This window comes from Actinomadura sp. WMMB 499, from assembly GCF_008824145.1.
Taxonomy (GTDB): Bacteria; Actinomycetota; Actinomycetes; order Streptosporangiales; family Streptosporangiaceae; genus Spirillospora.
Map to the genome: position 1 here is coordinate 3,828,162 of NZ_CP044407.1, position 20,398 is coordinate 3,848,559.

17 protein-coding genes and 1 pseudogene are annotated in these 20,398 nt (G+C 72.8%); 4 read left to right on the forward strand and 14 right to left on the reverse strand.

What is annotated here, in order from left to right:
* Positions 1-13 precede the first annotated feature (13 nt).
* From nadC to F7P10_RS16710, 10 genes are all read right to left on the reverse strand, one after another.
* Positions 14-886, reverse strand: a complete 873-nt coding sequence (nadC, locus tag F7P10_RS16660; RefSeq protein ID WP_151010177.1) for a carboxylating nicotinate-nucleotide diphosphorylase — start codon at positions 884-886, stop codon at positions 14-16.
* Positions 883-2,565, reverse strand: a complete 1,683-nt coding sequence (locus tag F7P10_RS16665) for an L-aspartate oxidase (RefSeq protein WP_151010178.1) — start codon at positions 2,563-2,565, stop codon at positions 883-885. The genes nadC and F7P10_RS16665 overlap by 4 nt, the downstream gene beginning before the upstream one ends.
* A gap of 485 nt (positions 2,566-3,050) precedes the next feature.
* Positions 3,051-3,488, reverse strand: a complete 438-nt coding sequence (gene panD / locus F7P10_RS16675) for an aspartate 1-decarboxylase (RefSeq protein ID WP_151010179.1) — start codon at positions 3,486-3,488, stop codon at positions 3,051-3,053.
* Entirely contained in the window at positions 3,488-4,390 is a 903-nt protein-coding gene (panC, locus tag F7P10_RS16680; RefSeq protein WP_151010180.1) for a pantoate--beta-alanine ligase, read from the reverse strand. Before panC ends, panD begins: the two co-directional genes overlap by 1 nt.
* Positions 4,391-4,493: 103 nt before the next feature.
* Complete coding sequence (locus F7P10_RS16685; protein ID WP_151010181.1) at positions 4,494-5,423, reverse strand: Rossmann-like and DUF2520 domain-containing protein; 930 nt, start codon at positions 5,421-5,423, stop codon at positions 4,494-4,496.
* A 229-nt stretch (positions 5,424-5,652) separates the two neighbouring features.
* On the reverse strand, positions 5,653-8,157 hold the full coding sequence (locus tag F7P10_RS16690) for an ABC transporter permease (RefSeq protein WP_151010182.1): 2,505 nt from the start codon (positions 8,155-8,157) through the stop codon (positions 5,653-5,655).
* Entirely contained in the window at positions 8,157-8,930 is a 774-nt protein-coding gene (locus F7P10_RS16695) for an ABC transporter ATP-binding protein (protein WP_151010183.1), read from the reverse strand. Before F7P10_RS16695 ends, F7P10_RS16690 begins: the two co-directional genes overlap by 1 nt.
* A gap of 244 nt (positions 8,931-9,174) precedes the next feature.
* Positions 9,175-9,441 carry a chaplin family protein gene (locus F7P10_RS16700; RefSeq protein WP_254716642.1) on the reverse strand — a complete coding sequence of 89 codons (267 nt, stop codon included), beginning with the start codon at positions 9,439-9,441 and terminating at the stop codon, positions 9,175-9,177.
* Positions 9,442-9,602: 161 nt separating this feature from the next.
* Positions 9,603-10,286, reverse strand: coding sequence for a response regulator transcription factor (locus F7P10_RS16705; RefSeq protein ID WP_151010184.1), 684 nt, complete (start codon positions 10,284-10,286; stop codon positions 9,603-9,605).
* A gap of 21 nt (positions 10,287-10,307) precedes the next feature.
* A complete protein-coding gene (locus tag F7P10_RS16710) occupies positions 10,308-11,471 on the reverse strand; it encodes a sensor histidine kinase (protein ID WP_151010185.1) in 1,164 nt (387 codons plus the stop codon).
* 110 nt (positions 11,472-11,581) lie between these two features.
* Between F7P10_RS16710 and F7P10_RS16715 the strand changes: the two genes are divergently transcribed.
* From F7P10_RS16715 to soxR, 3 genes and pseudogenes are all read left to right on the forward strand, one after another.
* Complete coding sequence (locus tag F7P10_RS16715) at positions 11,582-12,604, forward strand: SAM-dependent methyltransferase (protein ID WP_368077473.1); 1,023 nt, start codon at positions 11,582-11,584, stop codon at positions 12,602-12,604.
* 525 nt (positions 12,605-13,129) lie between these two features.
* The gene (locus F7P10_RS16720) at positions 13,130-14,518 is read left to right on the forward strand and encodes an MFS transporter (protein WP_218040546.1); all 1,389 of its coding nucleotides are present in this window, start codon (positions 13,130-13,132) and stop codon (positions 14,516-14,518) included.
* Between the two features lie 37 nt (positions 14,519-14,555).
* Positions 14,556-14,939, forward strand: a pseudogene (gene soxR, locus F7P10_RS16725) (redox-sensitive transcriptional activator SoxR); the annotation flags it as partial.
* A gap of 344 nt (positions 14,940-15,283) precedes the next feature.
* On the opposite strand, the gene F7P10_RS16730 reads toward soxR, so the two are convergent.
* Complete coding sequence (locus tag F7P10_RS16730) at positions 15,284-16,399, reverse strand: RNA-guided endonuclease TnpB family protein (protein ID WP_151010186.1); 1,116 nt, start codon at positions 16,397-16,399, stop codon at positions 15,284-15,286.
* A gap of 22 nt (positions 16,400-16,421) precedes the next feature.
* On the opposite strand from F7P10_RS16730, the gene tnpA reads away from it, so the two are divergent.
* Positions 16,422-16,838, forward strand: coding sequence for an IS200/IS605 family transposase (gene tnpA / locus F7P10_RS16735; RefSeq protein WP_151010187.1), 417 nt, complete (start codon positions 16,422-16,424; stop codon positions 16,836-16,838).
* A 279-nt stretch (positions 16,839-17,117) separates the two neighbouring features.
* On the opposite strand, the gene F7P10_RS16740 is transcribed toward tnpA, so the two are convergent.
* From F7P10_RS16740 to F7P10_RS16750, 3 genes are all read right to left on the reverse strand, one after another.
* Complete coding sequence (locus F7P10_RS16740; RefSeq protein ID WP_151010188.1) at positions 17,118-17,510, reverse strand: VOC family protein; 393 nt, start codon at positions 17,508-17,510, stop codon at positions 17,118-17,120.
* A gap of 21 nt (positions 17,511-17,531) precedes the next feature.
* Complete coding sequence (locus F7P10_RS16745) at positions 17,532-18,737, reverse strand: cytochrome P450 (RefSeq protein WP_151010189.1); 1,206 nt, start codon at positions 18,735-18,737, stop codon at positions 17,532-17,534.
* 195 nt (positions 18,738-18,932) lie between these two features.
* Positions 18,933-20,345 carry a PLP-dependent aminotransferase family protein gene (locus tag F7P10_RS16750; protein ID WP_151010190.1) on the reverse strand — a complete coding sequence of 471 codons (1,413 nt, stop codon included), beginning with the start codon at positions 20,343-20,345 and terminating at the stop codon, positions 18,933-18,935.
* Positions 20,346-20,398: the final 53 nt, after the last annotated feature.

The window sequence follows — 20,398 nt, forward strand, 5'->3', positions numbered from 1 at the left end:
AGGTCCCCGCTGGTCAGGTGAAGTCAAGGCCGATGTCGAACACGCGCGCCGAGTGCGTCAGCGCGCCGACGGCAAGGTAGTCGACTCCGGTCACGGCGACGTCTCGGGCCCGCTCCAGGGTAAGGCCACCGCTCGCCTCCAGTTCCGCCTGCCCCGCCACAAGCCGGACGGCCTCCGACATCTCGGCGTCCGTCATGTTGTCGAGCAGGATCGCGCGCGCGCCCGCCGCGAGTGCCTCCTCCACCTGTGCGAGGGTGTCGCACTCCACCTGGACGTGCAACGCCGGGTACACGTCCCTAACGGCATGGAACGCGCGGGTGACCGATCCGGCCGCGGCGACGTGGTTGTCCTTGATGAGCGCGGCGTCGTGCAGGCCGAGCCGGTGGTTGACTCCGCCGCCGCAGCGCACCGCGTACTTCTGCAGGGCGCGCAGGCCGGGGAGGGTCTTGCGGGTGTCGCGGATCCGCGCTTCGGTGCCCTCCAGCGCGTCCACCCACCGCCGCGTCGCGGTCGCGATTCCGGACAGGTGCGTGAGCAGGTTCAGGGCCGTCCGTTCGGCGCGCAGCACCGCCCGGGTCGGCCCGCTCACCGTGATGATCACCTGGCCGGGGACGACGCGGTCGCCGTCGGCGGCCTTCGCCTCGTGCGCCACGCCGAGGAGGTCGAACACGGCGGCGGCGACCGGGACGCCCGCGACGACGCCCGCCTCGCGGGCGGTGAAGTCCCCGGACGCGGTGTCGTCCGGTGCGAAGATCGGCTCGCTGGTGACGTCGACCTCGCCGTCCTCGGCGAGCGCCGCCCGCACGAGGTTCTCCACAGCCTGTGGATCGAGCCCGGCGGCCCGCAGCGCCGCCTCCGTCTCGGGTGTCACGGTCTCGGTCGTCATGCCGGTGTCCCCTTCGCGGGTTCGTAGGTGGTGACCAGTTCGGTGTGATCGTTCCCCGCGCCCGCCCGAACGAGCCGCGTCACCAGGTGGCCGCGCCAGCGCGTGTCGGAACGTTCCGGGAAGTCCTCGCGCCAGTGGCTCCCGCGGGTCTCCTCGCGGCGCCGGGCGGCGGCGACGATCGCGGACGCGACCGTGTGCAGGTTCGTGGCCTCCCACGCGTCCACGCCGGGCGCGGCACCCGCGCCGGGCAGGGCGGCGAGCTCGCGGGCGGCGGTCTCCAGGCCCTCCGCGCTGCGCAGCACGCCCGCGTGGCCGGTCATGATCCGCTGGACGTCCGACCGCCGGGCCGGGTCGAGCAGGACGCCGGCGCCCGGCGGGGGCGGCGCGGGTTCGGCGCCCGAGGCGCCGGGCGTGCCGGGTGTGCCGGGCGCGCCCGCGAGGTCGCCGGGGAGCGCGTCGGCGATCCGCGCGGCGAACACGAGCCCCTCCAGCAGCGAGTTGGACGCGAGCCGGTTCGCGCCGTGCACGCCCGTGCAGGCGACCTCGCCGCACGCGTACAGGCCGGGGACGGACGTGCGGCCCGCCAGGTCCGTGCGGACGCCGCCGCTCGCGTAGTGCGCGGCGGGGACGATCGGGATCGGCTCGGTGACGGGGTCGATGCCGTGGTCCCGGCACACCGCGAGGATCGTCGGGAACCGCGACTCCCACATCGCGGCGCCGAGGTGCCGCCCGTCCAGGAGCATGCAGGACGCGCCCGTCTCCCGCATCCGGTTCATGATCCCCTTCGCGACGACGTCGCGCGGCGCGAGTTCGGCCAGTTCGTGCCGGCCGACCATGAACCGTTCGCCCGCGTGGTCGATCAGGTGGGCGCCTTCACCTCGCACGGCCTCCGAGATGAGGGGCTGCTGCCCGCGCGCGCCCTCCCCGAGCCAAAGCGGCGTGGGGTGGAACTGGACGAACTCAAGGTCGGCGACCTCGGCTCCTGCACGCAACGCGAGTGCCACGCCATCACCCGTAGAAACTTCGGGATTGGTGGTGGCGGAGAACACCTGGCCGAGCCCGCCGGTCGCGAGCACGACGGCGCGCGCGCGGACGGCGCCCACACCCGCGGGCTGGCCCTCCCCCATCACGTGCAGCGTGATCCCGGCGGCGCGCCCGTCCGCGTCCTTGAGCAGGTCGAGGACCAGCGCGTGCTCGATCACCTCGACGCCCGAGTCCTTGAGCGCGGCGAGCAGCGCCCGGCTGATCTCCGCGCCGGTCGCGTCGCCGCCCGCGTGCGCGATGCGCCGCCGCCGGTGCCCGCCCTCGCGGGTCAGCGCGATGCCGCCGCCCTCGGACAGGTCGAACGCCGCACCGAGGTCGATGAGGTCGCGGACGGCGTCCGGCCCCTCGGTGACCAGCGCGCGGACGGCGTCCTCGTCGCACAGCCCCACGCCCGCGACCAGCGTGTCGGCCAGGTGCTCGGCGGGGGTGTCGTCGGGGGCGAGGGCGGCGGCGATCCCGCCCTGCGCCCAGCGCGTGGAGCCGGCGTCCAGCAGCGCCTTCGTGACGAGCAGGACGCGCCCGTGCGCGCGGCAGCGGAGCGCGGCGACGAGACCGGCGATGCCCGAGCCGATGACGACGACGTCGGCACGGGCGGTCCAGCCGGGTTCGGGGGCGGTCAGCGCGGAAGGGATCATGGGCCCTCCTCCGGGGCTCGATTCTCGTCATTGTGACACTAACCCCGGATCGGGATATTCCCCGCCCCCCAAACAAAGCGGGCGGACCGTCCGGAAACCCGGACGGCCCGCCCGCTCAGCAGCAATAAACGCTCGAGACGCCCGCTTCAAGCGGACAAGGAAGGCCGTCTACACCCAGCGACCCGACACCCGGCGGGCCCGACGCCTGGCAGCCCAGCGGCCCGACGGCCCGACGCCCGACGGCCCGACCCAGCGGCCCGACGCCCGGCCCGACGCCCGGCGGCGGCAGGCCCGGCAGCCCAGCGGCCCGGCGGCCCGACCCGGCGGCCCGACGCCCGGCGACCGCAGGCCCGGCGACCTGACGCCCGGCGGCCGCAGGCCCGGCGGCCCGACCCGGCGGCCGCAGGCCCGGCGGCGGCGCGCCGCACCCGGCGGCCGCCCTCCCATCACCCGACCGTCACCAACCCCATGGCCGAGTACAGGCCTTAGCGGCTCGTCGCCGCGTGCGACGCGGACAGGACGTCCCCGCGCCGCCCGTCCCCGCCCGGGACCGGCTCGGCGGGGTCGGTGCCCAGCGAGACGATCTTGTTCGACCGGTCGACGTGCACCACCTGCGGGACGAACTCGCGCGCCTCGGCATCGCTGAGCTGCGCGTAGCTGATGATGATCACCAGGTCGCCGGGCTGCACCAGCCGCGCCGCCGCCCCGTTGATCCCGATCACGCCGGAGCCGCGCTCGCCCGCGATCAGGTACGTCTCCAGCCGGGCCCCGTTGTCGATGTCGACGATGTGGACCTGCTCGCCGGGCAGCAGGTCGGCGGCGTCCATCAGGTCCTGGTCGATGGTCAGCGAACCCACGTAGTGCAGGTCCGCCTGGGTCACCGTGGCGCGGTGGATCTTCGACTTGAACATCGTCCGGAACATCAGTGCTCCTTACCGAGCTGGAGGGAAACGTTGTCGATCAGGTGGGTGGCGCCGACGCGGCCCGCGACGGCGAGCACGGCCGGTCCGGCGTGGTCGGCGGTGACCTCGGTGAACGTCGCCGGGTCGACGAGCACGAGGTAGTCCAGGTCCAGCGGCGGCTCGGCGGACGCGGACGCGGACGCGGACGCGGACGCGGACGCGGCGAGTTCCGCGCGGGCCGCGCCGAGCACCGCGTCCGGCCCGCCCCGCCCGTCGCCGCCCGCCGCCGCGGCGGCCGCGCCGGCGCGCAGCGCCCGAGACAGCACGAGCGCGGTGCGGCGCTCGTCCGGCGACAGGTAGCGGTTGCGGCTCGACAGCGCCAGCCCGTCCGGCTCCCGGACGGTCGGAGCGCCGACGATCTCGACGGGCACGTTCAGGTCCGCGACCATCCGGCGGATCAGGGCGAGCTGCTGCGCGTCCTTCTCCCCGAACACGGCCACATCGGGACGTACCAGATTCAGCAACTTCAGGACGACGGTGAGCATTCCATCAAAGTGACCGGGCCGGGCGGCGCCCTCGACCACGGCGCCCATCGGCCCCGACTTCAGCGTTACCTGCGGCTCCGCCGGATACATCACGTCACGGGACGGGGCGAACACCACGTCGACGCCCGCGCGCGCGCACGCCGCGACGTCGTCCTCGAAGGTGCGCGGGTACCGGTCGAAATCCTCGCCGGGGGCGAACTGCAGCGGGTTCACGAAGATGCTGACGGCCACGCCGTCCGCACGCGCGCGCGCCTCCCGCATCAGGGAAAGATGCCCCTCATGCAGCGCGCCCATGGTCGGGACGAGCGCCAGCGTGCCCGGCACGGCCTTCCGGGCGGCTTGCAGCTCCTCCCGCGTCCTCACGATGACGGGCGTCACGACGCTCCCCTCGACTCGCTCTCGTCCCGATCCGGCCTGGTCTCATGCGATATGTCCCGGTGCGGCGCGGACCGCTCCACGGGTTCGTGCGCGTCCACGACGGTCAGTCCGCCAGGGCCTCGAGGAGCCGCTCGGCGTCCTCCGGCTTGAGCATCCCGGCGGCGAGCGCCCGGTCGGCGGTGAGGCGGGCCAGCGCGACGTAGGCGCGGCGGCTCTCCGGCGACACCTTGCCGAGTTCCGCGACGTGGCCGGCGACGGTCCCGGCATCGCCGCGCGCGACCGGCCCGGTCAGCCCGTCGATGCCGAGCCGCAGCGCGTTGTCGAGGGCGGCCCCCAGCAGCGGCCCGAGCATCGCGCCCGGCTCGTCCACCCCGGCCGCGCGCAGCAGGTCCATCGCCTCGACGACCAGCGTGACCAGGTGGTTCGCGCCGCCGGCGAGCGCCGCGTGGTACAGCGGGCGCCGCTCCTCGGGGATCCACACCGGCTCCCCGCCCATCTCCACCACGAGCGCCTCGGCGACCGGCCGCAGCGGCTCCGGCGCCGTGACGCCGAACGAGATCCCGGCGAGCCGGTCCACGTCGTCCGGGCGTCCGGTGAACGTCATCACCGGGTGCAGCGCCAGCGGGAGCGCGCCCGCGCGGGTCAGCGGGTCCAGGACGGACGTCCCGAACCGGCCGCTCGTGTGCACCACGAGCTTGCCCGCGACCGGGACGCCCGCCGTGGCGAACCCCGCGGCCAGATCGGGCAGCTGGTCGTCGGGAACGGTCAGCAGCACCAGGTCGGCGGCGGTCACCGCGGCGTGCGGGTCGGTGAGGTCCGCGCCGGGCAGCCGGCCGGCCGCCCGCTCGCGCGACCGCGCCGACACGGCCGTCGCGGCGACGACGCGGTGCCCGGCCAGCCCGAGCGCCGAGCCGAGCGCCGAGCCGACGCGGCCCGCGCCCACGACGCCGACCGACAGCCGGGCGGGACGGTCCTCCGGTGCGCCGGGCTGCTCGTTTCCGGGCGCGGCGGAAGGCGTACCGTGCGAATCCATCGTTCGTTCCAGTCCTCGAACGTAGGTACCGGACGTGCGGGGCCCAGAGTACCCGCTGTGCCCGCCCGCGGTCCGCTCAGGCCTGGACAAGGGACGGGCGCCACCGCGAAAGACGGAACGGACGGCGGCACGCGGGCGGCGGCACGCGCGACGCGCCATCGCGGACGGCGGCGCGCCGCCCGTGACCGGACGGTCGGGGGCGGCGCGCCGCGAGAGCCGGGGGCCTGCCTCACTCGGTCGAGAGGGACTCCACGATGGACGCCTTGGCCGCGCGGCGCGCGGGCATGACGGCGGCGAGCACCCCGGCCACGGCGGCCAGCGCCATGAACCCCGCGATCTGCCCGTACGGCAGCGCGAACACCGAGCTCTCGCCCATGGCCCGCGTCGCCGCCCAGCCGAACGCGACGCCGAGGACGACCCCGGTGAGCGCGCCGATCACCGCCATCACCAGCGCCTCGACCGACAGCATCCGGCGCAGCTGCCGCTTGGTGATGCCGAGGGCGCGCAGCAGTGCCGACTCCCGGGTGCGCTCCACCACCGACAGCGTCAGCGTGTTCGCGATGCCGAACAGCGCGATGATGATCGCCAGGCCGAGCAGCCCGCCGAAGATCATCAGCATCGTGTTCACCGAGTCGTTCAGGGTGTCCTTGAACTCCGCCACGGACATGATCCGCACCGTCGGGTACGGCTTGGCGGCGTCCTCGATCGCCTTGCGGGCCGCCGTCGCGTCCGTCCCGGCCCCCTGCTTGACCATGAGGGCCGTCGAGTCGCGAACGGTGAAGTAGCGGTCGAAGTCCGCCTCCGGCACCAGCAACCCCGTGAAGGCGGGCGTGTCGTGCACCCCGACGATCTTCACCTGCGCGGCGCCGCGCCCGGTCGCGATCCGCGTGGTGTCGCCCACGGCCAGCCCGGAGCGCTCCGCGATGTACTCGTCCATCAGCGCGGTGCCCGGCCGCAGCGCCGACAGCGACCCCTCCGTGATCTTCGGCCGCAGCACCGTCCCGAGGGCCGACGCGGTCACCGTCGACACGTACGACTCCTCGCCGCCGACCTTCGCCTCCGCGTCCCGCAACTCGACGACGTGGGAGAACTCCGGACGCTCCCGCAGCGCCCCGGCCAGCGCGTGCGGGACGCGCTGGTCCTCGCCGCCGAACTGGGTGCTCACCTGGAACTCGACCGGGAACTGCTCGTCGATCTGCGCGGTCGACGTCGCCTTCCCGCTCGCCGCGATCACCGCGAACAGGCTCATCAGCCCGACCCCGACCGTCAGCGCGATCGTCGTCGTCGCCGTCCGGCGCGGGGCGCGGCGCGCGTTCTCCACCGCCAGCCGTCCCGGCACCCCGCCGACCCGCGCCGGGACCGCCCCGGCGAGCCGGCCGAGCGGCCGCACCAGCGCCGGCATCGCCGCGACCGTCCCGAGGAAGAACAGCGCCCCGGCGGCCGCGACCAGGTACATCGCGGTCTCCCCCTTCTCCATCACCAGGGATGCGTAGCCGCCGGCCGCCAGGCCCAGCGCGCAGAACAGGACGGCGAACAGCGTCCGGAGCACGCCGAGCCGGAACCGTCCGCTGCCGGGCTCGAGGTCCGCGCGCAGCGCCGTCACCGGCGAGACGCGCGTCGCGGCGCGGGCCGGCAGCAGCGCGGACGCCACGGTCACGACGACGCCGACCGCGAGCCCGAGCACGATCGTCCGGACGGCCAGCGCCGGCGCGGCCACCGGGATGGCGTCGTTGAACCGGTGGACGATCGCGAGCAGCCCCCAGCCCAGGCCGAGCCCGACGGCCAGCCCCAGCAGCGACCCGACGAACCCGACCACGACGGACTCGGTCAGCACGCCGCCGAACACCTGCCGGCGGGTCGCGCCGACGCAGCGCAGCAGCGCCATCTCCCGCATCCGCTGCGCGATCAGGATCGAGAACGTGTTGTAGATGACCAGGGCCGAGACCAGCATCGCGACCATGCCGAACAGCAGCAGCCCGGTCCGGAGGATCCGGGTGTCGGCGCCCGCCTCCTTCGCCAGCCGCTCTCCCAACTCCTCGCCGGTGAGCACCTCGTAGGAGCCGCCCGCGGCCGCCGCGACCGCCGCCTCGTCCGCCCCGAGGACGTCCAGCTCCCGGTAGGTCTTCTCGCCCGTCATCGCCGACGCCGTCGCGGTGTCGAACCCGACGGCGCCCCGGTAGCTCGCCTCCTGGTCGATGCCGAAGTCGACCAGGCCGACGACGGTGAACCGGTGCGGCCGGTTCCGCCCGTCCAGGACGGTCGCGGCCTCGCCGACCTCGAAGCCCTCGCGCTCGGCCAGGCTCGTGTGGACCACGACCTCGCCGCCGCCGCGCGGGACGCGCCCCTCGTCGACCTCGTACCGCAGCAGCTCCCCGGACGGCACCGACAGCCCGACCGTGGGCATGTCGCCGATGGCCCGGCCGTCCTCGCCGACCAGCGCCGCGTCGCCCCGCACCAGCCCGGCGGCCACCGTGACCCCCGGCACCGCCCGCACCTTCTCGAGGACGTCCGGCGGGATGCCGCCCTCCTCGCCGGGGCCGCCGTCCTCGCCCGGCAGGACCGCGACGTCGATCTTCCCCGCCGACTTCGCGAACGTCTGCCCGAACGCCTTGTCCACGGTGTCGGTCAGGACGAACGTCCCGGCGATGAACCCGACCCCGAGCGTGATCGCGACGGCCGTCAGGACCAGCCGCAGCTTGTGGGCCCGCAGGCCCGCCAGCGTCGTCTTCAGCATCAGGCCCCCAGGTTCTTCAGGCGGTCCAGCACCGTCTCCGGCGTCGGCCGCTCGATCTCGCTCACGATCTCGCCGTCGCGCAGGAACACGACGCGGTCGGCGTACGCGGCCGCCACCGGGTCGTGGGTGACCATGACGATCGTCTGCCCCATCTCGCGGACGGACGAGCGCAGGAACCCCAGCACCTCGGCGCCCGCACGGGAGTCGAGGTTGCCCGTCGGTTCGTCCGCGAAGATGACCTCGGGACGGGCGACGAGGGCGCGCGCGCACGCCACGCGCTGCTGCTGGCCGCCGGACAGTTCGTTCGGCCGGTGGCCGAGCCGGTCCCGCAGCCCCACGACGTCCACGACCTGGTCGAACCACGCGCGGTCGGGTTTGCGGCCCGCGAGGTCCATCGGCAGCAGGATGTTCTGCTCGGCGGTGAGCGTCGGCAGCAGGTTGAACGCCTGGAAGACGAACCCGACCCGCTCGCGCCGCAGCATCGTCAGCTGCCGGTCGTTCATCCGGGTGATCTCCGCGTCCCCGAGCATGATCCGCCCGCCGCTGACCGTGTCGAGCCCGGCCAGGCAGTGCATCAGCGTGGACTTCCCGGAGCCCGACGGGCCCATGATCGCGGTGAACGCGCCGCGGGCGAACCCGACGCCGACCCCCCGCAGCGCGTGGACGGCCGCGTCACCGGAGCCGTACACCTTCGACACCTCCGCGGCGACGACGGCCGGCGGTGCGGCTGCGGCGGGGGACCCTCCGGCGGGGCCGGTGAACGTGCTGGTCACGGTGACTCCTTCGTGAACGGTTGACGACCGTCCACAACGCTAGGAATCCGCGGCCGCCGTGCCATCGACCGCACGGCCACGCCCGTATCGGCATCGAGGGGCGCCCCGGGCCGCCGTGTACGACCTGAGTCGTACGTCCGGATCAACCCTCCCGCCGACCCGGGGGACGGGCCCAGGGCACCCGACCCCGGAAAAGGCGAACGCCGGCGACCCCCGCGGGTCCCCGGCGTTCGGTGCGGTCCGATTACTCGAACTCGACCTCCGCCTCGGCCTTGCAGCCGGCGCCGGCGACGCCGAAGACCGCGACCGCGTTGCCGCAGGCGTTGATCGGCGCCGAGATCGGGACGAAGACCTGGTTTCCGCCCAGGACGCTGAAGTTGCCGCTCGTCTCGTTGTTCGAGAACGAGCCGCCGCGGTCGTCCCCGCCCGCGAAGGCGGCCGGAGCGGCGGCGAGGGCCGAGGCGGTCATGGCGAAGCCGAGGACGCCGGTCGCGGCGAGCTTCTTGATCACGTGAGTCCTCCCGTACGCGGGCTTTATGGGCCCGAGCTGACATTGCCCGACGCAGTCCCAGAAAGACGGCGTCGCGTACGGTAGTTATTCAGCTACTTTCAGGTAGGCCAATCGATTACCCCATGATGAAGGCAAAAAGTCACCACAGAGTGATCAAGTCGTTACAACAAGTCACCATTTTGACCGCTTTTCACCAGACCCGTCTCATAAGCGAAGACCACCGCCTGAACCCGATCCCGCAATCCGAGCTTTGTCAGAATCCGCCCCATATGCGTTTTCACGGTCGCCTCCGACACGTACAACCGCCCGGCGATCTCCGCGTTCGACATTCCTCGCGCGACGAGCCGCAGCACCTCCCCCTCCCGCTCGGTCAGGCTCTCCAGCGCCCCGCCCGCCGCCCGCTCGGAGTCCGGCAGGTGCACCGCGAACCGGTCCAGCAGCCGCTTCGTCGTGCTCGGCGCCACCACCGCGTCCCCCGAGTGCACCGCCTTGATCGCCTCGATGAGGTGCGCCGGTCCCGCGTCCTTCAGCAGGAACCCGCCCGCCCCCGCCTTGATCGCCGCGAACGCGTACTCGTCCAGATCGAAGGTCGTCAGGATCACGACCTTCGGCTTCTCCCCGCCCGCCACGATCCGGCGGGTCGCCTCGATCCCGTCCATCCGCGGCATCCGGACGTCCATCAGCACCACGTCCGCGCGCGTGGCGCGCAGCAACTCGAGCGCCCGGAGGCCGTCGCCCGCCTCCCCCACCACCTCGATGTCCGGTTGCGCGTCCAGCACCATCGCGAACCCCGCCCGGACCAGCTCCTGGTCGTCCACCAGCACGACCCGGATCGACTCACTCATTCGGCACTCCCGTCTCCGGCGTCACTCGTCATCCCCGGTGGGGATCCGGGCCAGCACCCCGAAACCGCCGCCCGCCCGGGGCGCCGCCCGGACCGTGCCGCCGTACACCGCCGCGCGCTCCCGCATGCCCACCAGCCCGTGGCCCCGCCCGTCGTCGGACGCCGCGGCGCCGCGGCCGTCGTCGTCCACCCGGATCTCGACGGCGTCACCGCCGTACCGCAGCCGCACCGTCGCCGACACCCGCGGCCCGCCGTGCTTGAGCGTATTGGTGAGCGCCTCCTGGACGATCCGGAAGACGGTGAGCTGGCGTCCCTCCGACAGGCCCGGCGGCATGCCGTCCACCTCGAACGTCACCGGCAGCCCCGACGCGCGGACCTGCCCCACCAGGTCGTCGAGTTCCGCCACCCCCGGCTGCGGCGCGTACGCCCCCGCGTCGTCGTCCTCCCGCAGGACGCCCAGCAGCCGCCGCATCTCGCCCAGCGCGTACCGTCCGGTCGTGGAGATCGCCTCCAGCGCCTGCCGGGCCCGCCCCACATCGTGCTCGATCGCGTAGGACGCGCCGTCCGCCTGCACCACGATCACGCTGACGTTGTGGGCCACCACGTCGTGCAGCTCCCGCGCGATGCTCGCCCGCTCCGCGGCCATCGCCACCTTCACCTCGGCGTCGCGCTCCCGCTCCAGCCGCTCCGCCCGCTCCTCCAGCGACCGCAGGTACGCCCGGCGCGTCCGCATGTGCAGCCCGAGCAGCCACACCCCCGCGGTCACCACCGTCAGCATGGCGAACGTGATCTGCCGGTCCTCCGCCCCCGACGGATAACGGAAGGTGGCCATCACCGCGCCGACCTCCACCACCACCGCCGCGGCGACACCCCACCGCAGCGTGAACCCGGCCGTGACCGTGTACAAGACCGTCAGCACCGCGATGTTGGCGGGCAGCGGCACGATCCCCGCGAGGCACTGGACGCCCGCCACCAACACGACCGCGACGAACACCGGCCGCGGCCAGGTCCGCCGCAGCACCAGCGGAAGCAGGAGCCCGGCCGTCACGGCGACGTACGTGACGACGGGGACGCCGTAGGCGCCGCCCAGGACCCCCGGCAGCGAGAAGAGCGCCAGCGGAGCCATGAGGAACGCGTCGACCAGCGGCGTCTTACCCCGGAGCCACTCCCACATCCTCCCGACCATGCCGACAGGCTATGTACCGCCAGGTCAGCCTCGGATCAGCCACAAGTCGGACGGTGCTCCACCGCGAGGATGGTCCGGCCCGGGCCCCCGCCCACGGTAACGTCGCACCTGTGGAGGCTTTGGTCACCGAGTGGCTGCCCTGGCGCAGCGCCATGGAACGCGCGCTGTACGGGGAGCGGGGGTTCTACCGGCGCGGAGAGCGTCCCGCCGAGCACTTCCGCACCTCGGTCCACGCGTCGCCCCGGTTCGCCGCCGCCGTCGCCCGGCTGCTCACCGACGTGGACGCCGCCCTCCGGCACCCGTCCCGCCTCGACCTGGTCGACATCGGCGCCGGCTCCGGCGCCCTCCTCACCAACGTCCGGGCCTGCGTCACCCCCGAACTCCGCGCCCGCCTCGCGCTCACCGCCGTCGAGATCGCACCACCACCCCCCGATCTCCCCCGCGACCTGACGTGGCGTCCCGACATCCCGGACTCCTTCACCGGCCTCGCGATCGCCAACGAATGGCTCGACAACATCCCCCTCGACGTGGTCGAACGGACCCCCGACGGCGTCCGGACGATGCTCGTCGACCCGTCCAGCGGCGCCGAACGTCCCGGCCCCGAACCGTCCGCCGGGGACCGTGCCTGGCTCGACCGCTGGTGGCCCCTCGCCGAGACCGGCGACCGCGCCGAGGTCGGCCGCCCCCGCTGCGCGGCCTGGGGCGCCGTCCTGCGCCGCCTCGACCGCGGTCTCGCGATCGCCGTCGACTACGCCCACACCCACGGTTCCCGCCCCCCGTACGGCACCCTCGCCGGGTACCGCGACGGTTCGACCGTCCCCGCCGTCCCCGACGGCTCCTGCGACGTCACCGCCCACGTCGCCCTCGACGCCTGCGCCGTCGAGGGCGAGCGCGCGGGCGCCACCGCGACCGCCCTCACCACGCAGCGCGCCGCTCTGCGCGCCCTCGGCCTGACCGGCGCCCGTCCCCCGCTGGACCTCGCCCACCGCGACCCCCGCGCCTACGTCGCCGCCCTCTGCCACGCGGGCGAGGACGCCGAACTCACGGACCCGTCCGGCCTGGGCGGCTTCGGCTGGCTGGCCCAGACCAAGCACATCCCCCTCCCCACCCCCATGACCACCCCGCCCCGCTAGCCGTACTTGGTCGTGATCCCGGTGACAGTCGGGCGGTAGGTCGCTTGCCTCCCAGGACCGAGTGCGGGCCGGCCACGCCCCTTCCTGCCGTGGTTGGCCGTGCCGCACGGCAACACACCCCCTCCGGCTGCGGGACCGGACCGTCCACGCACCGATGACCATGCCGCTGCCGTAGCCGAACGCGGCGACACCGTCGCGGGCCCGGCGGCGAAGCAGCGGGGCCCGCGGCCAGGTACCGGGAGCAGATGCTCGCTGAATGCGCCCGTCCACGCTGGTACGGCCCACGCGCCGCCCCATCGTGTTCTTGACAGTCCTGTAGAGGCGAGCCCCCACCAGCGCATTTGACCTCAACTTCAGTCGAGGTGGTCGGCTGTCAACCGTCTGCCTCAGAACCAGAAGGAAGCGGTGGCCATGGCGAACGGCCTGGACAGCACGCCCACAGACCCAGCGGCGCGACCATTCCCGATGGACCGGCCGTCCCCCTTGATACTTCCGGCCGTCCTCCTCGGTGTCGTTCTCGTCGCGATGTCCATCTCGGGAACGGCGGTGGCGCTGCCGAGCATCGGCCGTGATCTCGATACCTCCGGGTCTCCTTTGAACTGGGTCGTCGCCGGTTACAACCTGGCCTTCGCGGCCATGACGCTCATCGCGGGCTCGACCGCCGACCGGATCGGCCGTCGACGGGTCTTCGTCCTTTCCTCGCTGGTCTTCGCGGCCGGATTCCTCGGGACGGCGCTGAGCCCGGTGATCATCGTCGCCGACATCGCCCGCATCGTCTCCGGCGTCGGCGGCGCCGGGATCATGGCGGCGGGCGGCGCCATCCTCGCCTCCGGTTATGACGGCGCCGCCCGCAACCGCGCCTTCGCCCTGATGGGAACCATGGCCGGGGTCGGCATCGCCATCGGCCCGACCCTGTCGGGGCTCCTCATCAGCGCCACCGGCTGGCGGGCAAGCTTCGCGATCTTCACCGTGATCGGCCTGCTGGTCGCCCTGGGCGGGACCCGTGCCCGCGAATCCCGTGCGACCGGCGCCGACCGGACCGACTGGGCAGGCGGCATCCTGTTCGTCGCCGCCCTGACCTTGCTGATGTTCGCGCTGCTGGAAGCCCCCTCGCTCGGCTGGGCCCATCCGGCCATCCTGTTCTGCGGCATCGCGGGCCTGGTCGTGCTGGTCGTCTTCGGCGTCGTCCAGCGGCGCAGCGCTTCCCCGGTGCTGTCACCCGCCCTGGTCGCCAACCGCGGTTTCATGGGGTGGAGCCTGGCGACTCTGACCACCTCCATCGGGTTCCTGGGCGTTCTGGTTTTCCTGCCTACGTACCTGCAGGCGGCGGCGGACCTGTCTCCCGCGGCCGCGGGAGCGACGATGCTGCTGCTGACCGCTCCCGTGCTGGTCATGCCTATGACCGCCGTCGCCCTGGTGAACAGGGGAGTCCCGGCCCGTGCACTGATCCTTGCCGCACTGCTACTCGTCGTGGGCGGGAACCTGTGGCTCGCGACCCTCGAGAGCGACAACGCGGTCATGACCGTCGTGGCACCGCTCGTACTGATCGGCGTCGGCATGGGAGCGTCCTTCGGCATCACCGACGGCCAGGCCATGGCGCTGGTCCACGCCGACGCCGTCGGCACGGCGGCCGGATTCCTCAACACCCTGCGCGGAGCGGCCGAGGCTCTCGTGATCGCCGCGTACAGCGCCTCCCTCGTCGGGCTCCTCTCGTCCAGGCTCGGCGAGACGACCCGCGCCGCCGAGGTCGGCGCCGGACGGCTCACCGCCGGCGCGGAGGCCGTAGAACTGGACGCCTTCACGTGGTCCTGGCAACTGACGCAGGTCGGCGTGGGCCTGCTCTGCCTGGTCCTGTCGATCGTCGTGGCCGCCCTGATCCGCGGCCGCGGCGCGGCGGCCCGCCGCGCCACCTGAACACCGACGTCCCGAACCCCGGCAAAGGAGTGATCCCGTGCGCGCCAGTCCTGACGACCGGCTCACGATCGGCGAGGTCGTCCACCGAACCGGCGTCCCGGCCTCCGCCCTGCACTTCTACGAGAGCAAGGGCCTGATCTTCAGCCGGCGCAACGGCGGCAACCAACGCGTGTTCTCCCGGCACATGCTCCGTCGCATCTCCTTGATCATCGTGGCCAAGCGCCTCCACATTCCGCTGTCGGACGTCGCCGAGGTCTTCGCCGGGCTCCCCACCGATCGTGCCCCGACCCACAAGGACTGGCAGCGTGTGTCCCGTCGCTGGAAACGACAGCTGGAGGAACGGCGCCGGGTCATCGAAGACCTCGAACACGAGCTCACCGGCTGTATCGGCTGCGGCTGCCTGTCGATGAAGGCGTGCCTGCTCCTCAACCCCGACGACACCCTCGGACTGCGCGGCCCCGGACCGGTACGGCTCCAGCAGCACCATGCCCCACCGGTCAGTGACCGCGTACCCCATCCACCCCATCCACCCCGCCCGCCCTGTGGCCGCGGTCCAATCCTTGACGCGCTCCCCGCCCTGAAGCTGAAGGCGGGGGTTCGGCCTGTGCTGCGCCGCTGTGGGCGGGGCACTTCCGTGGCTTCCTGCTTCAACGGGCTGCGCCCCGCAACGAGCCCGGGGTCTTACCTGCCCTCCATCAGGCGTTTAAGGTCTCCGCTTCCCCCGGGACACCTGGGGGTTTCCGTCCAGCGGCGACCGGCAGAGCATCACGTGGTGATGCGGCGTCCCTGGTCCAGGATGTTGCGGGCGGCGTTGACGTCCCGGTCGTGCCCGGCCCCGCACCCGCCGCACACCCATGCGCGCACGTGCAGCGGTTTGGGGCCGTCGCGCCGCCCGCAACCCGAGCAGATCTGCGAGGAGGGGAACCTGCGATCGACGCGCGCGAACGTGCGCCCGTACCGGGTCGCCTTGTACTCCAGCATCGCGGTGAACGCCGACCATCCGGCGTCGTGCACCGATGTGGCCAGCCGGGTGCGCGCGAGCCCCTTGACGCACAGGTCCTCGACGTAGAGCGCTTGGTTGTCGCGCACGAGCGTCGTGGACAGATGGTGGTGGAACTCGCGGCGCGCGTCGGCGACCTGCGCGTGCGCTCGGGCGACCTTCACACGCGCCTTGCCTTTGTTGCTGGACCCCTTCTGTTTGCGGGACAGGTCCTTTTGGGCCTTGCGGAGCTTGTTCTGCGCGCGGCGCAGGAACCTCGGGGAGGTGATCTTGCGGCCGTCCGACAGGACCGCGAAGTGCTCCAGTCCAAGGTCGATCCCGACCTCGGCCGTGGCGTCGGGCGGGTCCGGCACGGCGCCGGTCTCCACGACGAACGAGCAGAAGAACCGCCCGGCCGCGTCCTTGACCACGGTCACGGTCGAGGGGACCGACGGCAGCCGCCGCGACCACTTCACCTTCACCTCGCCGATCTTGGGCAGGGACAGCTTCCCGCCCGGCGTGATCGACCAGCGGGCGTTGGCGGTGAACCGGACCGACTGCCGGTTGTCCTTGCGGGATTTGAACCTCGGCGGCCCCATGCGGGGGCGTTTGCCGGCCAGGCCGTCGAAGAAGTTGCGGTAGGCGGTCTCCAGGTCCCGCAGCGACTGCTGCAGCACCACCGCCGACACCTCACCCAGCCAGGCACGCTCCGGGGTCTTCTTCGCCGCGGTCATCGCGGCCGACAGCTCGGCCGCCTTCGGGAACGGCAAACCCTGCCCGCGGGCGTCCTCCCGCGCTCGCAGGGCGTCGTTGTACACCACGCGCGCGCATCCGAACGCCCGCGCGAGGGCCTGCTGCTGGCCGCGGGTGGGGTAGAGGCGGAAGGCGTATCCGAGCTGCACCGGGCGAGCCTAGCATTGGTCTATGGTCGAGTACGGGGATGTCAGGACAGGCAGGCACTGCGTTTTCGTGCTGCATGCGCATTTGGTCTTCGTGACCAAGATGCGGCACGGGGTCTTCACCGGGCCGCACCTGGAACGGCTGGAGGAGATCATGCGGGCGGTGTGCGCCGACTTCGAGGTCGAACTCGCCGAGTTCAACGGCGGGGGCGACCACGTGCACCTGCTGGTGAACTTCCCGCCCAAGGTCGCCCTGTCCAAACTGGTCAACAGCCTCAAAGGGGTCTCCTCCCGGCGGATGCGCCGGGAGTTCCCCGAACTGGCCCGCCACTACTGGCGGGGGAACAGGCTGTGGTCGGCGTCCTACTTCGCCGGGACGGTCGGCGGCGCACCGATCAGCGTCCTGCGGGCATACATCGAGCAGCAGAACCACCCGGCCTGAGACCAGTGGACACCCGATCACCCCGCAGGGCGATCAGGCTTTCCCTGTCCCACTCCGCGGGAAGGTCGGCTTCACCCCGCCCTGAAGGGCGGAGCACTGCCGACGAAACCCGGTAGCCGGGACCCGACGCGTGGACCCCGGGGCGGCGTGGGACGGCGTGGGGCGGGTGGACCCCACGGGTACCGACGGCGTCGCGTCCGGCGGTGTACTCGACCGCCGACGAGCGCGGGGTCTCGGTGCGGCGGCAGACGGCAGGGAACCGGTCGGCTCCGACCGGGGTCAGGTAGCTTTCTCCTCTCCAGGTAGGTAATGGGCCCGGCCCTCATCGTCGAGCTCGAACAGCCCGTTGGGAATGATGCAGAACTCGTTCCCTTCGGGATCGGCCATGACGAGGAAGCCTCCAGGGTCGTACTCGGTCAGTCTCCGTCCGCCCAGGGCTTCCACCCTGGCCTGTTCGGCCGCCGGATCCTCCGATGCCAGATCCAGGTGCAGCCGGTTCTTCCCGGCCCTGGACCGGTCGGTGCGCTGGAAGCCGATGCCCAGCCCGTTCCTGCGTTCCAGCCAGACGTACGGTCCGAAACGGGCTGCTATCGGCCGGTCGAGCAGTTCGCTCCAGAAGGCCGCCAGCCGATCCGGGTCAGTGGCGTCGATGATCACGCAGTCGATGTCCATGGCCACCAATCTGCCCGCCTGTCAGCATTCGACGTGGAGGGCCTCCAGACCGCGCAGGACGAAGCCGGGTTTCCACTTGGGGTCGGCGGTCGGGCGCATTCCGGGTGCGGCTCTCAGCAGGGCGCCGAAGGACTCCGCCATTTCGATGCGGCCGAGGGGCGCGCCCAGGCAGTAGTGGATGCCGAGGCCGAACGTGATGTGCGGGTTCGGGTCGCGGCTCAGGTCGAGGCGGTTCGGGCCGGCGAACACCGCCGGGTCGCGGTTGGCGGACGCGAACAGCAGTGCGACCTCGGCGCCCCGCGGGATGTCGGTCCCCGCGACGGTGACGTCCTCCAGCACCCAGCGTTCGAACATCGGTGCCGGGGTGTCGTAGCGCAGCAGTTCCTCGACGGCCGTGGGGACGAGCGAGGGGTCGGCGCGGAGTCGTTCGAGCTCTCCGGGGTTGCGGAACAGCGACCACCATCCGTTCCCCGTGGCGTTCACCGTGGCCTCGTGCCCGGCGTTGAGCAGCAGGACGCAGGTGCCGATCAGTTCGTCCTCGGTGAGCCGGTCTCCTTCGTCGGCCACCTGGGCGAGCGCGCTGATCAGGTCGTCGCGCGGCTCGTCGCGGCGGGACCGGGCCAGGTCGCGCAGGTAGTCGGAGAACTCGACGGCGGCGCGGACGGCCGTCCGCTGGGTCTCCTCGGACGGGTTCAGCTCGTACATCCCGCAGATGTCGGCCGACCAGGGCCGCAGGAGGGGCCGGTCGCCTACCGGGACGCCCAGCATCTCGGCGATCACGTTCACCGGAAGCGGTTCGGCGACCTCCGCGAGCAGGTCGCCGCCGCCTCTGGCCGCGAGCCCGTCGGCCAGTTCCCCGGCCAGGCGCCTGATCGTGGGGCGCAACCCCTCGACCATCCGGGCGGTGAACGCCTTGGACACCAGCCGCCGCAGCCGCGTGTGCGTGGGCGGTTCGACGTCGAGCATCCCCGCGCGGATGAGGTCCCAGAAGGGTCTGAGGAACTCCGCCTCGGGTTCTCTGCCGAACTCCTCGTGGCTCGCCACGTGGAGATACGAGCGTCCCAGTCTGCGGTCGCGCAGGAGCGCGTCGACGTCCTCGTAGCGGCTGATGACCCACTGCTCGGTCGGCTCGTGGAAGAACACCGGGCGTTCCTCCCGGAGCCGTTCGAACACCGGATAGGGGTCCGCCACGAAGCCCGGCGACCACGGATCGTACGTTTCGCTCATCCCCGAACGATATGCCCGTTCCTTTTCCGCGGGCCGCGTGTGCTCGGGCTGCCTCATGACGCACCTCCGTGCTCGATGGCGTGGTCTCGACGGGACCGGTCCGCCCATCCCCCGCGCTGGGCGGACCGGCTGACTTCATGCTCGGGTACGGCGGGTTCCGCGGTAACCAAAAACTCGGCCTGTGGACAACTCCCGCTAGCGGGCCTGCCGCGCGAGCATCTCGCCGATGACGCGGGCGCCGTCCGGGAAGGCTCCGGGATTCGGGCCGGAGTAGTTGAGCCGCAGGTGGACGCCGGTCGGTTCGGCGGGGAACCATTCGTCTCCCGGGGCGACGACGACTCCGGCGGTCTCGCAGTCGCGGACCAGCCGGGCCAGGTCGGTGGCGTCCGGCAGCCGCACCCAGAGGTTCAGCCCTCCCTGCGGCACCGTCTCGAGGCGGGCGGCGGGAACGTGCTCCCGCAGCGCGCCGATCAGGAGGTCGCGGCGGGCGGCGAGCCGGCGGCGCAGCCCGCGCAGGTGCGTCCCCCACGCGGGCTGGGTGACGACGTCGAGCGCGACGGCCTGCAGGATGCCGCTCACGTACATGGACTCGGCCTGCGCGTCGGCGAGGACGCGTTCGCGAGCGGGACCGCGGGCGATGACACCGGCGATGCGCACCGCGGGGGAAACGCTCTTGGTCAGCGACCGCAGGTACACGACGTGCCCCCCGTCGTCCCGGGACGCGACGGGGACGGGGTCCGCGGCGATGCCGAGATCGTGGGCCCAGTCGTCCTCGATGAGGAACGCGCCGTGCCGCCGGACGAGGTCGAGCACCCGGTCGGCCAGGTCGGGAGACCATCGGACGCCGGTCGGGTTGGTGAAGTTCGGCTGTGCGTAGAACGCGCGCGCGCCGGTCTGCTCGAACGCGCGGGCCAGGTCGTCCGGGTCGGGTCCGCCGGTGCCGCTGGGAACGGGCACGACCCGTACGCCCGCCTGGGCGGCGGCGAGGATGGCGCCCCAGTACGTCGGGGACTCCACCAGTAGCGGACGGCCCGCGCCGACGAGCGCGCGGAACGCGCTGCCGAGACCGCTCTGGCTACCGGGGAAGACGATGACGTCGCTCGGCGCCGGGGGCGCGCCCCACGCGGGGGTCGCGGCGCCGAGTTCGGCCGCGAACCACGCCTGCAGGTCCGGCAGCCCCGCGGACGGCGGTCGTCCGAGCGCCCCGGCGCCGCGGGCCGCGCGGGCGAACGCCGTCCTGACCAGGCGTTCGGGCAGCAGTTCCCGGTCCGGATAGCCCGAATGCAGGGCGACCGCGTCGTTCGGGGCGGTGCGCAGGGCCGCGGACGTCCGCGGGGTGCGGTGCCGGGGAGCCCCGAGGGCCGCGGTCTGCCACCCGTAGTCGTTCGGGCGGACGGTACGGACCGTACGGACGAATGTGCCCACTCCGGGACGGCTCTCCACCATTCCCTGGGACGCCAGTGTGCGCAGCGCCTTCTGCACCGTGACCGGGCTCGCCCCGTACCGGGCGACGAGGCTTCGTGTGGACGGCAGCTTCGCGCCCGGCGTGGCGGAGGCGATCCACTCGCGAAGTCCCGCCACGATCCGGGCACTGCTATCGTCATTCATGTCGATTGATAGTAGCGCTACTCTCCAAAAGGCCCCACCGCTATCGTCCACTG

Excerpts from the sequence above, each read along its gene's own strand:
- nadC (WP_151010177.1), bottom strand. The coding sequence starts at position 886 with ATGACGACCGAGACCGTGACACCCGAGACGGAGGCGGCGCTGCGGGCC.
- F7P10_RS16665 (WP_151010178.1), bottom strand. The coding sequence starts at position 2,565 with ATGATCCCTTCCGCGCTGACCGCCCCCGAACCCGGCTGGACCGCCCGT.
- panD (WP_151010179.1), bottom strand. The coding sequence starts at position 3,488 with ATGTTCCGGACGATGTTCAAGTCGAAGATCCACCGCGCCACGGTGACC.
- F7P10_RS16685 (WP_151010181.1), bottom strand. The coding sequence starts at position 5,423 with ATGGATTCGCACGGTACGCCTTCCGCCGCGCCCGGAAACGAGCAGCCC.
- F7P10_RS16690 (WP_151010182.1), bottom strand. The coding sequence starts at position 8,157 with ATGCTGAAGACGACGCTGGCGGGCCTGCGGGCCCACAAGCTGCGGCTG.
- F7P10_RS16705 (WP_151010184.1), bottom strand. The coding sequence starts at position 10,286 with ATGAGTGAGTCGATCCGGGTCGTGCTGGTGGACGACCAGGAGCTGGTC.
- F7P10_RS16710 (WP_151010185.1), bottom strand. The coding sequence starts at position 11,471 with ATGGTCGGGAGGATGTGGGAGTGGCTCCGGGGTAAGACGCCGCTGGTC.
- F7P10_RS16720 (WP_218040546.1), top strand. The coding sequence starts at position 13,130 with ATGTCCATCTCGGGAACGGCGGTGGCGCTGCCGAGCATCGGCCGTGAT.
- tnpA (WP_151010187.1), top strand. The coding sequence starts at position 16,422 with ATGGTCGAGTACGGGGATGTCAGGACAGGCAGGCACTGCGTTTTCGTG.
- F7P10_RS16740 (WP_151010188.1), bottom strand. The coding sequence starts at position 17,510 with ATGGACATCGACTGCGTGATCATCGACGCCACTGACCCGGATCGGCTG.
- F7P10_RS16745 (WP_151010189.1), bottom strand. The coding sequence starts at position 18,737 with ATGAGCGAAACGTACGATCCGTGGTCGCCGGGCTTCGTGGCGGACCCC.
- F7P10_RS16750 (WP_151010190.1), bottom strand. The coding sequence starts at position 20,345 with ATGAATGACGATAGCAGTGCCCGGATCGTGGCGGGACTTCGCGAGTGG.